Source organism: Pseudodesulfovibrio mercurii (assembly GCF_000189295.2).
Classification (GTDB): domain Bacteria; phylum Desulfobacterota; class Desulfovibrionia; order Desulfovibrionales; family Desulfovibrionaceae; genus Pseudodesulfovibrio; species Pseudodesulfovibrio mercurii.
The window spans coordinates 895,900-909,625 of sequence record NC_016803.1 but is presented as its reverse complement, the minus strand read 5'-3'; the positions used below and the strand labels follow the sequence as shown (position 1 = coordinate 909,625).

The following is a 13,726-nucleotide window of genomic DNA, read 5'->3' as shown; positions in this document are numbered from 1 at the left end:
CGGGGAGCGCCTACAGGGAGCGGAGCACGCCCTCGAAGTATTCGATGGTCCGGGCCAGGCCCGCGCGCAGGTCCACGACGGGCTTCCAGCCCAGGGTCTCGCGGGCGAGACCGATGTCCGGCCTGCGTTGCAGGGGGTCGTCCGAGGGCAGGGGGGTATACCGGATTTTCGAGGCCGAGCCGGTCAGGTCGATGATCGTTTCGGCCAGCTCGCGGATGGTGCACTCGTCGGGGTTGCCCAGGTTCATGGGGCCGATGAAGGCGTCGTCCGTGTCCTCCATGAACCGGACCATGCCGTCCACCAGGTCCGAGACGTAGCAGAAGCTGCGGGTCTGCTCGCCGCTGCCGTAGATGGTCAGGTCCTCGCCCCGGAGGGCCTGGACCACGAAGTTGGAGACCACCCGGCCGTCGTCCATGGCCATGTGCGGGCCGTAGGTGTTGAAGATGCGGCAGACCTTGATGCGCAGCCGGTGCTGCCGGTGGTAGTCGAAGAACAGGGTCTCGGCGCACCGCTTGCCCTCGTCGTAGCAGGAACGCAGGCCGATGGGGTTTACGTTGCCCCAGTAGCCCTCGGCCTGGGGATGGACCTCGGGATCGCCGTAGACCTCGGAGGTGGAGGCCTGGAAGATTCGTGCCCTGAGCCGCTTGGCCAGGCCGAGCATGTTGATGGCCCCGTGGACCGAGGTCTTGGTGGTCTGGACCGGGTCGTGCTGGTAGTGGATGGGCGAGGCCGGGCAGGCCAGGTTGTAGATCTCGTCCACCTCCACGTAGAGGGGGAAGGTGATGTCGTGCCGGATGACCTCGAAATAGGGATTGTCCAGCAGGTGCAGGATGTTGGCCTTGCTCCCGGTGAAGAAGTTGTCCACGCAGATGACCTCGCGGCCCATGTCCAGGAGCCGTTCGCACAGGTGCGAGCCGAGGAACCCCGAGCCGCCGGTGACCAGTACGCGATTTTTCATCATGTCGCTGGTTTGCAATAAAATGAGCGGTCCGTCAACCGGATGGAAAACCCTTTACTGTTGCCGCGTTGCCGGTTTAAGAGAGATGGTAAAACGTTTTCGGGCGACCATGTTCCGCATGAGATTCAAGCGGTTGAGGTGATTTGGAGCGGGCCGCCCGGTGCAGAACCCACAGGATTTTCCGATGATCGTGAACGTGGTGGAGTGTTTGTCCGGCGCGCAGCGCGCCAAGGGTCTGGTCGTCATCGTGGACGTGTTCCGGTCCACCACCCTGGGCTGCTTCCTGGTGGCCGGGGGCGCGGCGGAGTACATCGTCACCGACAGCTTCGAGCGGGCCCGGTCCATGGCCGCCGAGCGCGGCGGCAAGGTCATCGGCGAGCTGGTGGACGTCCCGCCGCGCGAGTTCGACTACCTCAACTCCCCGGCGCTCATCGAACAGGCGGACATCCGGGGCGAGACCCTGATCCACGTGACCAACGCGGGCACGCGCGGGCTCATGGTCTGCACCGATGCCGACGAGGTCATCATGGGCTCCTTTGTCAACGCCCAGGCCGTGGTGGACTACGTCCGGGCCAGGAATCCCGAGGTCGTCACCCTGGTGGCCATGGGCACCGGCGGGGTCATGCGCGCTCAGGAGGACATGATGTGCGCCATGTACATCAAGAACGAGCTCGAGGACTATCCCAACAGTTTCAAGACGTTGAAGAAGTTCCTGCGGGATGTGGACACGGCGGCCAAGTTCTTCGACGACGCCCGTGACGACTGCCCGGAGGAGGACTTCGAGCTGTGCATGGACCTGGACCGCTTCGACTTCGTCCTCAAGGGGGAACCCGTGGAGGGCGGCGTGCGCCTGGTGAAGGCGGCCGCGCCCCAGGGAGAGACCGCCTGAGGAGGGAGCATGACCGACCCGCAGAAGATTCTCATCGTCGATGACTCCCGGACCAACCTGGCCCTGCTCAACCACATGCTCCGCGACGTGGAGTGCGAGGTCGTCCAGGCGGACGGCGGTCTGGAGGCCGTGGAGCTGGCCCGCGGCGACGACTTCGCCCTGATCCTGATGGACATCCAGATGCCCGGCATGAACGGCTACGAGGCCGCGGCCAGGATCAAGGAGCACGAGCGCAGCCGCCACGTGCCGATCATCTTCATCACCGCCATTTTCCAGGACGAGGAGAACGTCCGTCAGGGTTACGAGACCGGGGCCGTGGACTACCTGTTCCGGCCCGTGGACGTGGACGTCCTCATCAGCAAGGTCAAGGCGTTCCTCGAGATGCACCGCCAGAAGGTCCTCCTGGAGCGGGAGGTGGAACAGCGCCGCCGCACCGAGGCCGCCCTGAGCGTGGCCGAGGAAAAATACCGCTCCATCTTCGAGCGGGCCATCGAAGGCATCTTTCAGTGCACCCCGGAAGGGGCGTTCCTGGAGGCCAACCCGGCCATGCTGCGCATCCTCGGCTACGAGCGCGTGGAGGAGGTGGTCGGCCGATCCGGTTTCCGGGACCGCTTCATGGTCGAGGAGAACGACCGGCGGCACTACCGGGAGCGCATGGAGCGCGACGGGGCCGTGACCGGCTTCGAGTTCCGCCTGCAACGGCGCGACGGCAAGGTTGTCTGGTGTTCGGAGTCCTCCCGTATGATCCGCTCGGAAACGGGCGGCGCGTTCATAGAAGGGGTCCTCGAGGACATTACCGAGCGCAAGAACGTGGAGCTGGAACTCAAGCGTCTGGCCACCCTGGACAGCCTGACCGGCGTCGCCAACCGGCACCGCTTCTTCGACCGCCTGGAGCACGCCCTGGCCGTGGCCAAGCGCTACGGGACCAGGGTGGCCGTGCTCTTCGTCGATCTCGACCACTTCAAGCGGGTCAACGACACCCACGGTCACCAGACCGGCGACGAACTGTTGCGCCTGGTGGCGGGCCGGTTGCGCCAGCGCACCCGCGAGTCCGACACCCTGGCCCGGCTGGGCGGGGACGAGTTCGGCATCCTCCTGCCCGGCATCGTCGATCAGGAGGGCGCCCTGAGCTTCGCCCGCGACCTCCTGGAGGTGGTCCGGCAGCCCTACGAGGTCGGCGGCCTGCCCCTGACCATCGGGGCCACCGTGGGCATCAGCTTTTATCCCGAGGACGGCAGGGACACCGTGACCCTGATCAGCCGCGCCGATGCGGCCATGTACGGGGCCAAGAAGCGGGGGCGGAGCGATTTCGGCACCTTTGCCGAATACGACGGCCCGGAATAGGGCGGTTTTCGGATCACGACCTTTTCAGGGGGCGTTCCGCCGGGGCGGAACGCCCCTTTTCCGTCACCGGCAAGGCCGAATTCCGCGCCTTGACGGAGGGGAAATGAAGAACCGGGCGTCTGTCCGGCGAGCTTTGGCGCAGAGTGAAGAAAATTACATACTTAGGCGGTGGGTTCTTTACGAAAAAAAGCGCAAGGTGCTTGACTTGGCGCTTTTTTCGGGGCATGGAACTCGTTAATTCTTGAAAAAACTTTTTGTTTCAAGATTCCCGCAAATTTACTGCCAAAGGATGGGGTATGCTTTTCGACTGGCTGCATTTTGCAATCGTATTGTTTTTGGTCGGCGGCGTCCTGTTCGCTGTCGGGCCATTGTTGCTTGCGGTGCTGCTTGCCCCCCAAGCAAGGGGCGGGGACATCGGCATGCCGTACGAGTGCGGCATGGTTCCCTACGGCAGCTCGTGGTCCAGGTGGGGCGTGTCATATTATGTCTACGCCCTGATCTTCCTGGCCTTCGACGTTGACGTCCTTTACCTGTTCCCGGTCTCCACGGCGTATGCTGACGCCGAGGGCTGGGTTCCCTTCGTAAAGGTCTTCATCTTCCTGTTCTTCCTTATTCTTTCCGTCATCTATTTTTGGGCGAAAGGGGTGTTCACATGGCCGCGCAGGATTCAGTAGTGCAAAAGGAATTCCTGACGGCGGGCAACCATCACATGGACCCGCCGCTGGTCAACATGAAGTTGGCCCAGGACATCATGAACGTCTGTCGGGCCATGTCCTTGTGGCCCATGACCTTCGGTCTGGCCTGCTGCGCCATCGAGATGATGGCCACCGGTATGGCCAGGTTCGATATGGCCCGGTTCGGGGCGGAGGTCTTCCGGCCTTCCCCGCGCCAGTCCGATGTCATGATCGTGGCCGGGACGGTGAACAAGAAGATGGCCCCGTCGGTGGTCAGACTCTACGAGCAGATGCCCGGTCCCAAGTGGGTCATCGCCATGGGCAACTGCGCCATTTCCGGCGGGCCCTTCAAGATCAAGGACAACTACAACGTGATCCAGGGCGTGGACACGCTCATCCCCGTGGATGTGTACGTGCCGGGCTGTCCGCCCAGGCCCGAGGGGCTGCTCGAGGGGTTTTTCGAGCTGCAGCGCCTGATCACCGGTAAACGTTGGTGGCCCGTCGCCGCCAAGGTGGAGGGGTAACCATGTTGCAGGCTTTGGATGGAGTGGCGACCAAGTGCGTCGCCAAGCAGGATCCGGCGACCACGGGGCATGTGTGGTCGGTCTTTCTGGCCCCCGGCCAGATCGTGAAGGCCGCCCGGAAACTGTATGAGGCGGAATACTCCCTGGAGGACATCTTTGCGCTGGACGTGGAAGAGGGGTTCCTGGTGCAGTATCATTTCAATAGATGGACCATCAACGAACGGGTCGTCCTCCGAGTGCTGATCGGCAGGGACAATCCCGTGATCCCGTCCATCGTATCCGTCTTCAGCGGCGCCGAGTGGCATGAGCGCGAGACCCGCGACTTCCACGGCGTCGTCTTCGAGGGGCATCCCAACCTCGTGCCGCTGCTCGTGGCGGTGGAGGACGTGGATCTCTGCCCGCTGCGCAAGAGCGACAAGGTGCGCAAGTCCATCGGGGAGCTGCTCTCCCTGGGCGAAGTCGTGTCCTGCTCCGAGGAAGTGGAAGCGTTGTTTGCGGAAGCGGAGGCCGGGGAGGCCTCCGACGCGTAGGCCGGGGCGACCGGTCGGTATCAAACACCGGACTGAGAGTGTATGTCGGCTTACCAGAATTTAGAACAGATGAAGGGTGATTTCTACACCCAGAAGTTCGAGGCCGGGAAGCAGGACGGAACCCTGATCATCAACATGGGCCCGCAACACCCGTCTACGCACGGCGTTCTGCGGGTCATGATCGAGGTGGACGGCGAATACATCGTCCGCGCCGAGCCCGTGCTGGGCTACCTGCACCGCATGCATGAAAAAATGGGCGAGACCCAGATGTGGGGAGGATTCATCCCCAACATGGGCCGCGTCGACTACGGACACGCCATGGCCTGGAACTGGGCCTACGTGGGCGCGGTCGAAAAACTGATGGGCATCGAGGTGCCCGAGCGGGCGGAGTACCTTCGCGTCATCATGACCGAACTCAACCGCCTGGCCTCCCACCTGCTGTGGTGGGGCGCCTACATCCTCGACCTGGGGGCCTTCACCCCCATCCTGTACGCCTTCGAAGACCGCGAAATGCTTCTGGACATCCTGCAGAGGCCCTCGGGCTCCAGGCTGACCTACAGCAACTTCCGGGTCGGCGGCATGCAGATGGACATGGACGACAAGTGTGTCGAGCTGATCAAGGCGTTCATTCCGCACTTCCGGAAGCGGCTGCCCATGTATCACGACCTCGTCACCGGGAACATCATCCTGCGCCGCCGCATCGAGGGCATCGGCATCATCGATCAGGACATGTGCCGCCGCTACGGCTGCACCGGTCCGGTCCTGCGCGGCGCGGGCGTGCCCTATGACATCCGCAGGGCCGAGCCCTACGGGATCTACGACCGGTTCGACTTCGAGATTCCGACCCAGGACACCTGCTGTTCGGCGGGGCGCTATCACGTCCGGCTGGCCGAGATGGAGCAGTCCCTGCGCATCATTGAGCAGGCGGTCGAGCAACTGCCGTCGGCCGAGGGCGGGTACATCATGGACAAGGCGCCCAAGCCGTCCATGAAGCCGCCGGCGGGCGAGGCCTACTTCTGTGTGGAGGGCGGCCGCGGCAAGATCGGCATCTACGTGCTCTCCGACGGCGGCAAGGTTCCGTACCGCGTCAAGCTGCGTGCGCCCGGCCTGTCCAATCTGAACGCATTCGTCGAGGCCGCCACCGGCACGCTCATCGCTGACGCCGTCGCCATCCTGGGCAGCCTGGACCTGATCATTCCCGAAATCGACAGGTAGGTGGAATTCATGAACGCATTCTTACAACACCTGATCCCCCTGGTTATCGCGGTCATTGCGGCCATGATCTGGCTGGGCATCAACGCCCTGCTGTGGGTCTACTGCGAACGCAAGTTCGCGGGCCACATCCAGCGCCGGCCCGGTCCCTTCGAGGTCGGTCCCCACGGCGCGCTCCAGCCGCTCATCGACGGCCTGAAGCTCATGGGCAAACAGCTCCTGACCCCGGACAACGCGGACCCGGTCCTGTACTGGCTGGCCCCGCTTCTGTCCATGATCCCGGTCCTGCTGCTCTACATGCCCATCCCGTACGGCCCGGTGCTGACGGGCATGGACGTCAACCTCGGCCTGCTGCTGATTCTGGCCTTCTCCAGCTTCAGCGCCCTGGCCGTCATCCTGGCCGGCTGGGCCTCCAATAACAAATGGGGCCTCCTGGGCGCGGCTCGTGCCGTGTCCCAGACCGTGGCCTATGAGATCCCGCTGCTCCTGACCGTGCTGGCCATCTCGTTCATGACCGGCACCCTGAGCCTGACGGAGATCACCAATCTGCAGTCCGGGTACATCTGGAACTGGTACATCTTCCAGCAACCGCTGGCCTTCCTGATCTTCCTGGTGGCCATGTTCGGCGAGACCAACCGCGCGCCGTTCGACCTGGCCGAGGCCGAGTCCGAACTGACCGCCGGTTTCCACACCGAGTATTCGGCCATGGGCTTCGGCCTCTTCTTCCTGGCCGAATACGGCTACATGGTGGTCATGTGCTCGGTCTGTTCCGTCCTGTTCCTGGGCGGCTATCACGGACCCTTCCCCGGCATCGATGGATGGTGGTGGATGGTCCTCAAGACCTTCGCCCTGTTGTCCTTCATGATCTGGGCGCGCTGGACCTTCCCCCGCGTGCGCTTCGACCAGCTGCTGAACATCAACTGGAAATGGTTGCTGCCGCTGGCCACGTTCAACCTGTTGGCCACCGCGCTGATCATGAAGTTGTAGGGGTAGAGAGATATGGGTAAATTCAAGGAAAACGTCATTCAGCCGATTCTCGATTGCTGGAGCCTGATCGTCGGACTCAAGATCACGGGCAAGTACTTCTGTCAGCCCCTGGTCACGGTCCACTATCCGCGAGAGGTCATCGACGACGAGAACCTGCGTACATACGGCGGGCATGTCGAACTCATCGGCAAGCCCAAGGATCCGGCCACGCCCAAGTGCATCTCCTGCATGATGTGCGTGACCAACTGCCCGAGCAAATGCCTGACCGTGGTCAAGTCCAAGCCTCCCAAGCTCACCGCCGAGGAGGAAGCGGCCATGAAGGCGGCCGAGGAAGCGGGGGAAAAGGTCAACAAGCCCAAGGCCCCCAAGAATCCGGCCAAGTTCATCTATGACTACACCCTGTGCTCGCTGTGCGGCACCTGCATCGAAAACTGTCCGGCCAAGTCGCTGAGATTCTCCAATGACATCTATTGGGTGGCGACTTCCAGGAAGGAGATGAAACTCGATCTTCTCGCCCGGCTCAAGGCGCAGGCCACGGAACTCTCCGCGCCTGCCCACAAGACCGAGGCCGTCCCGGCCGCGGCGGAGAAGGAGGCGTAATATGGAAGTCTTGGCAAAAATTGCATTCGGCGTGTACACGCTCGTCATCCTCGGCGGGGCCGTCCTCGCCGTGTCGAGCAGCAGTCTGGTGCGAGCCCTGATCGGCTTGATCACCACGCTCATCGGCGTGGCCGGGATGTACCTGCTGCTGGCCACGCCCTTCATGGCCTTCATGCAACTGCTCATCTACGTCGGCGCGGTCAGCGTCCTGATCTTCTTCGCGGTCATGCTGACCCGGGCGGAGCAGGGCGGCGACGAGGCCGACAAGGCGCCCATGAAGCGCTACGTCTTCGGCCTGGCCGCGACCATGGCCCCGGCGGCCATCCTGGGCTGGCTGGTGCTGACCCGGCCCGCCCCGTCCGTGGCCGTGCCCGTGGAGGTGCCCATCAAGCAGCTCGGCGAAGGGTTGCTCGGGTCCTACTTCCTGCCCTTCGAGCTGATCTCGGTCATCCTGATGGTCGCCATGTCCGGCGCCGTCCTGCTGGTCTGGGAGAAGAGGGGCCAGAGAAACGGAGGGGACAAGTAAATGAGCGCACTGACCTTATTCCAAATCGTCGCCCTGATCCTCCTGTGCGCGGGCCTGTTCGGCCTGACCCAGCGCAGGAGCCTGGTCGGCATGCTGATCTCGGTGGAGCTGATGCTCAACGGCGCCGGGCTGTCCATGGTGGCGGCCGCGCAACTGACCGACTTCAGCGCGGTCATGGGGCAACTCGGCACCCTGTTCGTCATGGGGCTGGCCGCAGCCGAAGCCACGCTGGTCCTGGCCATGATCGTGGTGGTTGCGCGGCGTTTCAACTCCGCCAAATCCAGTGACATCACTACCCTGAAGGAATAGCTATGATGGAAGGTGTAACGACATATAGTCCAATTCTTCTGCCGGTGGTGTTCACGCTCCTCACTCCGCTTTTCATCTACCTCTGTCGGGGGGATGAAAACCGGCGGGAGGCGATTAGCTTCATCGGTGCGTTTCTGACCTTCACTTCGGTGCTCTGGATGGCGCCGAAGGTCCTTGCCGGAAAGGTCCTGTACTACCACGTAACCACCATCCTGCCGGGCATCAGCATAGCCTTTGCCGCGGACGGCCTGTCCATGGTCTTCGCGCTGATCGCCCCGTTCCTCTGGTTCTTCGTGACCAGCTACAACATCGGCTACATGCGCGGGCTGAACGAACACGCCCAGACCCGCTATTACGTCTGCTTCGCGGTGGCCATCTTCGGCGCCGTGGGCGTGGCCCTGTCGGCCAACGTGTTCACGCTCTACCTCTTCTACGAGGTCATCACCGTGTTCACGTATCCGCTGGTCTACCACCATGAGGACGAGGAGGCCAAGATCGGCGCCCGCAAGTACATCGTCTACTTGATGGGTACCTCCAAGCTCTTCCTCCTGCCCGCCATGGTCCTGACCTACGTCCTGGTCGGCAACCTCGACTTCAACCTGACCGACATCCAGCACGGCATGTTCTCCGCCCAGGTCATCGCCGCACATCCCAGACTGGTGACCCTCACCTACTGGCTGTTCATCCTCGGCATCGGCAAGGCGGCCCTCATGCCGTTCCACAACTGGCTCCCGTCGGCCATGGTCGCGCCCACCCCGGTCTCGGCTTTGCTGCACGCGGTGGCGGTCGTCAAGGCGGGCGTCTTCTGCGTCAGCCGCATCGTGCTCTCGGCTTTCGGGACCAAGACCGCCGCGGCCCTGACCATGAGCCAGATCTACATCGGTTCGCCCGGCTCCTGGCTCGGCGATCTGAGCATGGGCATGGCCACGGCGTACATCGCGGCCTTCACCCTGACGGTGGCCTCGTTCATCGCCCTGACCAAGGACGACATCAAGGCGCGGCTGGCCTACTCGACCGTGGCCCAGCTCTCCTACGTGATTATCGGCGTGACCATGCTGGTGGACTCGGCGGTGCAGGGCGGCGTGATGCACATCGCCCACCACGCCTTCTCCAAGATCACGCTGTTCATGGCGGCGGGCGCCATCTACGTCGCCTGCCACCTCAAGAAGATCAGCCTGATGGACGGCCTGGGACGCCGCATGCCGCTCACCTTCGGGGCGTTCGGCATCGCCTCCCTGTCCATGATCGGCATGCCGCCGGTCTGCGGCTTCGTCTCCAAATGGTACCTGGTCAACGGCACGCTCGACGCGCACCAGTGGCCGCTGCTCTGCGCGCTGCTCCTCTCGACGGCGCTCAATGCGGGCTACTTCGTGCCCATCACCTACCGGGCCTTCTTCAAGAAGCCCCTGCCGGAGGCCAACATCGGCCAGTACAACGAGCCGTCCATGACCATGGTCATCCCGCTCTGCGTCACGGCCTTCATCTCGGTGTTCCTGGGTCTGTATCCGCAGACATTCCTGAACTTCGTCAACGCGTTCGGCAAGTTCTAGGGGGGTATATATGAGTCAACAGAAAGGATTGGGCGAGCTCCTCGCCAAATGGAGAGACAACTGGAAGACGTGGAGGACCATCTTCTTCGTCGTGTTGGGCGTGCTCGTGGTGCTCAACGTCCCGTTCGTCACGCATCACCCGCACTTCGGTTTCGACCGGTACCCCGGGTTCTGGGCGGGATTCGGCCTCATCGTCGGGCTGGCCATGGTCATCATCATGAAGAAGATCGTCCAGCCGTTCATCGCCCGGAAGGAGGATTACTATGGGGACTGATATGTTCATCCACCCCGCCGCGGGCTTTCTTCTCCTCGCTCTGCTGGTGCCGTTCGTGCCCGAGAGCCTGTGGAAGAACAAGGCCTTGCGGGGCGCCCTGGCAATCCTCCCGCCGCTTGCCGCCCTGTACTCCATCTTCACGGTGGAGCCGGGGACCTACGCGCAACTGCACTACCTTGACCAGGCCCTGATCTTCGGGCGCGTGGACAAACTGTCCATCGTCTTCGGCCAGGTCTTCGCCATCATCTCCTTCATCGGCTGCATCTACGGCATGCACGTGGAGGACAAGGGACACTACGTCTGCGCCTCGCTCTACGTGGCGGGCGGATTCGGCTGCGTGTTCGCGGGCGACCTGCTGACGGTCTTTCTGTTCTGGGAGCTGATGTCCATCGGCTCGACCTTCCTCATCTGGCAGGCCAGAACCAAGGAGTCCGTGAATGCCGGTTTCCGCTACTTCCTGTACCACACGGTGGGCGGCCTGTTCCTGCTGGCCGGTCTGCTGCTCAAGTACAAGGCCACCGGCAGCTTCGCCTTCGACCTGGTCAACCCGGCCGACGGCCGCTACTACGACTGGCTGATCCTGACCGGCTTCTGCGTCAACGCCGCGGTCGTGCCCCTGCACGCCTGGCTGCCCGACGCCTACCCCAGGGCCTCCGTGGCCGGTGCGGTGTACATGTGCGCCTTCACCACCAAGACCGCGGTCTACGTGCTCTGCCGGGGCTTCGCGGGCTGGGAGATCCTGGCCGTGGCCGGTACGTGCATGGCGGTCTACGGCGTGCTCTACGCGTGCATCGAAAACAACGCCCGGCGCATCCTGTCCTACCACATCGTCTCGCAGGTGGGATACATGGTCGCGGGCATCGGCATCGGCACGGCCATGACCATCAACGGCGCCGTGGCCCACGCCTATGCCCACATCCTCTATAAGGGTCTGCTCTTCATGGGCACCGGCGCCATCCTGTACTCGGTAGGCACGGCCAAACTGGACGAACTCGGCGGCCTGGTCACCAAGCTGCCCTGGGTCATGGTTTGGTACATGGTCGCGGCCCTGTCCATCTCCGGCATGCCGCTGTTCAACGGCTTCATCTCGAAGACCATGACCATCGCGGGCGCCGCCGAACACCATCGAACCTTCCTCGCCCTGGGCATGGAGATCGCGGCTGTCGGTACGTTCATCTCGGTGGGCATCAAGCTCCCATACTTTGCATTCTGGGGGCGCAAGAAGGAGTTCACGGGCGAGGTCAAGCCGCTGCCCGTCAACATGTACATCGGCATGGGGCTGTGCGGCCTGCTGTGCATCGCCCAGGGCGTCTACCCCCACATGCTCTACAAGTACCTGCCCATGGCCATCGAAGGACACGGCTTCCAGCCCTGGACCATCGACAAGGTCATCAACTCGGGTCTGCTGCTCGGCTTCTCCGGCCTGGCCTTCTACCTGACCCGTTATGTCATCACGCCGCACAAGGCGCTCAACCTGGACTTCGACTGGTTCTACCGCCTCATCGGCCGGGTGACCATGCGGGCCATCTGCTGGCCCGCCTCCAAGGTTGACGACGTCTGGACCGAGGTCTATCGGACCGTCGGCCTGCGCGGGCTCATCGGCATGGGGAGAGGCACTTCTTGGTTCGACAAGAAGGGCATCGACACGGTGGTGGACGGAAGCGCCTACACCGTCAGGAATCTCGGCAGGCTGGGGGCCAAGGCCCAGACAGCCAACCTGCAGGATTACCTGGCCATGGCCGCCGTTCTCGGCTTGGGCATCTTTGCCCTGATTTGGTACTTCGGCTAAGCCGGACAATCTAAGGAGAGCTCACTTTGGACTTCGGATATCCGGTACTCACAATATTGATCGCATTCCCGCTCGTCGCGGCATGCGGACTCTTCTTCCTGCGGGCTCCGCAGGTGGTGAGGTACTACACCATGGCGGTGTCCCTCATCGAGTGTCTGCTTGCAGTGCCGCTCATGGGCTTCAAACTCAACGCTGACTTCCAGTTCGTCGAGAAGATAGACTGGGTCCACCAGTGGGGCCTGCAGTACTACCTCGGCATCGACGGGATCAGCATACTCATGGTCCTTTTGACCATCGCGGTCCTGCCGCTGTGCGTCATGTGCTCCTGGACCTACATCGGCAAACGGGAGAAGGAATTCCACTTCTGCCTGCTGTTCATGACCTCGGCGGTGCTCGGCGTGTTCTGCGCCCTCGACCTGGTCCTGTTCTACGTGTTCTGGGAAGCCATGCTCATCCCCATGTACCTGCTCATCGCGGTATGGGGCGGCGACGATCGCAAGTACGCGTCGCTCAAGTTCTTCCTGTACACCCTGGCGGGCTCCACCCTGCTCCTGGCGGCCATCGTGGCCTTCCGGATCACGGGCGGGACCTTCTCCATCCCGGACCTGATGCAGATGAACTTCAGCTTCCGCTTCCAGTTCTGGGCCTTCCTGGCCATGGCGCTCGCCTTCGCCATCAAGGTGCCCATGTTCCCGTTCCACACCTGGCTGCCCGCGGCCCACGTGCAGGCGCCTTCGGCCGGTTCCGTCATCCTGGCGGCCGTCCTGCTGAAGATGGGAACCTACGGTTTCCTGCGCTTCTGCCTGCCGCTGACCCCGGCCGCCTCCGAGTACTTCGCCCCCATGATGATCGCCATCTCCATCGCGTCCATCCTGTACGGCGGAGCCATCGCCCTGGGACAGTCCGACATCAAGAAGCTGGTCGCCTACTCCTCGGTGGGCCATATGGGCTTCGTGACGCTCGGCATCTTCCTGTTCGACCAGCGCGGCGTTGAAGGCGCGCTCTTCCAGATGCTCAACCACGGCATCGTCACCGGCGCGCTGTTCATGATGATCGGCGCGGTCTACGAGCGGAGCCACAGCCGCGAGATCTCCAAGAACCTGGGACTGGGCAAGTACATGCCCGGCTTCATGTTCTTCTGGGGTCTGATGGCCCTGGCCTCCTTCGGGTTCCCCGGCACCAACGGCTTCGTGGGCGAGATTCTGGTCTTCATCGGCGCCTTCCAGGTGTCCCCGTTCATCGGCATGTTCCTGGTTCCCGGCGCGCTTCTGGGCGCGGCCTACATGTTCCGTGTGTCTCTGAAGATGGCCTGGGGCAAGCCCAGTTCGGCCAAGACCTGGCGCGACCTCAACGCCCGCGAGTGGATCTACCTGACCATTCCGGCCGTGTTCGTGCTCTGGATCGGCCTGGCGCCCAAGCCGTTCTTCAACATCATCGACCCGTCGGTCAACAAGCTGCTCAATGACTTCGACAAGCGCAAGGTCGCCATGGTCGAAACCGAACAGCCCATGCAAACAGCCGCAGCGGACGTCCTGAATCTGCTGGCGGAAAAGGAATAGG

15 protein-coding genes are annotated in these 13,726 nt (G+C 63.0%); 14 read left to right on the top strand and 1 reads right to left on the bottom strand.

What is annotated here, in order from left to right:
- Positions 1-10 precede the first annotated feature (10 nt).
- Positions 11-961: a UDP-glucuronic acid decarboxylase family protein gene (locus DND132_RS04340; protein ID WP_014321492.1), complete on the bottom strand. Its 951-nt coding sequence runs from the start codon at positions 959-961 to the stop codon at positions 11-13.
- 181 nt (positions 962-1,142) lie between these two features.
- Here DND132_RS04340 and DND132_RS04335 point away from each other — a divergent pair, with 181 nt between their 5' ends.
- The 14 genes from DND132_RS04335 to DND132_RS04270 all read left to right on the top strand — a co-directional run bounded on the left by DND132_RS04335 (position 1,143) and on the right by DND132_RS04270 (position 13,725).
- Complete coding sequence (locus DND132_RS04335) at positions 1,143-1,847, top strand: 2-phosphosulfolactate phosphatase (protein WP_014321491.1); 705 nt, start codon at positions 1,143-1,145, stop codon at positions 1,845-1,847.
- Between the two features lie 9 nt (positions 1,848-1,856).
- The gene (locus DND132_RS04330; RefSeq protein WP_014321490.1) at positions 1,857-3,191 is read left to right on the top strand and encodes a diguanylate cyclase domain-containing protein; all 1,335 of its coding nucleotides are present in this window, start codon (positions 1,857-1,859) and stop codon (positions 3,189-3,191) included.
- Between the two features lie 296 nt (positions 3,192-3,487).
- Positions 3,488-3,865 carry an NADH-quinone oxidoreductase subunit A gene (locus tag DND132_RS04325; protein WP_014321489.1) on the top strand — a complete coding sequence of 126 codons (378 nt, stop codon included), beginning with the start codon at positions 3,488-3,490 and terminating at the stop codon, positions 3,863-3,865.
- Positions 3,844-4,389 (top strand): NADH-quinone oxidoreductase subunit B, encoded by a 546-nt coding sequence (locus DND132_RS04320; RefSeq protein WP_014321488.1) that lies wholly within the window; start codon positions 3,844-3,846, stop codon positions 4,387-4,389. Before DND132_RS04325 ends, DND132_RS04320 begins: the two co-directional genes overlap by 22 nt.
- A 2-nt stretch (positions 4,390-4,391) precedes the next feature.
- Entirely contained in the window at positions 4,392-4,919 is a 528-nt protein-coding gene (locus DND132_RS04315; protein ID WP_014321487.1) for an NADH-quinone oxidoreductase subunit C, read from the top strand.
- A gap of 42 nt (positions 4,920-4,961) precedes the next feature.
- Positions 4,962-6,134, top strand: a complete 1,173-nt coding sequence (locus DND132_RS04310) for an NADH-quinone oxidoreductase subunit D (RefSeq protein ID WP_014321486.1) — start codon at positions 4,962-4,964, stop codon at positions 6,132-6,134.
- 9 nt (positions 6,135-6,143) lie between these two features.
- Positions 6,144-7,118: an NADH-quinone oxidoreductase subunit NuoH gene (gene nuoH / locus DND132_RS04305; RefSeq protein WP_014321485.1), complete on the top strand. Its 975-nt coding sequence runs from the start codon at positions 6,144-6,146 to the stop codon at positions 7,116-7,118.
- A 12-nt stretch (positions 7,119-7,130) separates the two neighbouring features.
- Entirely contained in the window at positions 7,131-7,718 is a 588-nt protein-coding gene (locus DND132_RS04300; protein ID WP_014321484.1) for a 4Fe-4S binding protein, read from the top strand.
- A 1-nt stretch (position 7,719) separates the two neighbouring features.
- Positions 7,720-8,244 carry an NADH-quinone oxidoreductase subunit J family protein gene (locus DND132_RS04295; RefSeq protein WP_014321483.1) on the top strand — a complete coding sequence of 175 codons (525 nt, stop codon included), beginning with the start codon at positions 7,720-7,722 and terminating at the stop codon, positions 8,242-8,244.
- Positions 8,245-8,553 carry an NADH-quinone oxidoreductase subunit NuoK gene (gene nuoK / locus DND132_RS04290; protein ID WP_014321482.1) on the top strand — a complete coding sequence of 103 codons (309 nt, stop codon included), beginning with the start codon at positions 8,245-8,247 and terminating at the stop codon, positions 8,551-8,553.
- A 2-nt stretch (positions 8,554-8,555) separates the two neighbouring features.
- Complete coding sequence (locus DND132_RS04285; protein WP_014321481.1) at positions 8,556-10,103, top strand: monovalent cation/H+ antiporter subunit D family protein; 1,548 nt, start codon at positions 8,556-8,558, stop codon at positions 10,101-10,103.
- A 10-nt stretch (positions 10,104-10,113) separates the two neighbouring features.
- A complete protein-coding gene (locus DND132_RS04280) occupies positions 10,114-10,377 on the top strand; it encodes a hypothetical protein (protein WP_014321480.1) in 264 nt (87 codons plus the stop codon).
- Positions 10,367-12,166, top strand: coding sequence for a Na(+)/H(+) antiporter subunit D (locus DND132_RS04275; RefSeq protein ID WP_014321479.1), 1,800 nt, complete (start codon positions 10,367-10,369; stop codon positions 12,164-12,166). The genes DND132_RS04280 and DND132_RS04275 overlap by 11 nt, the downstream gene beginning before the upstream one ends.
- A gap of 26 nt (positions 12,167-12,192) precedes the next feature.
- Positions 12,193-13,725 (top strand): complex I subunit 4 family protein, encoded by a 1,533-nt coding sequence (locus DND132_RS04270; RefSeq protein ID WP_014321478.1) that lies wholly within the window; start codon positions 12,193-12,195, stop codon positions 13,723-13,725.
- The last annotated feature ends 1 nt before the right edge of the window (position 13,726 follow it).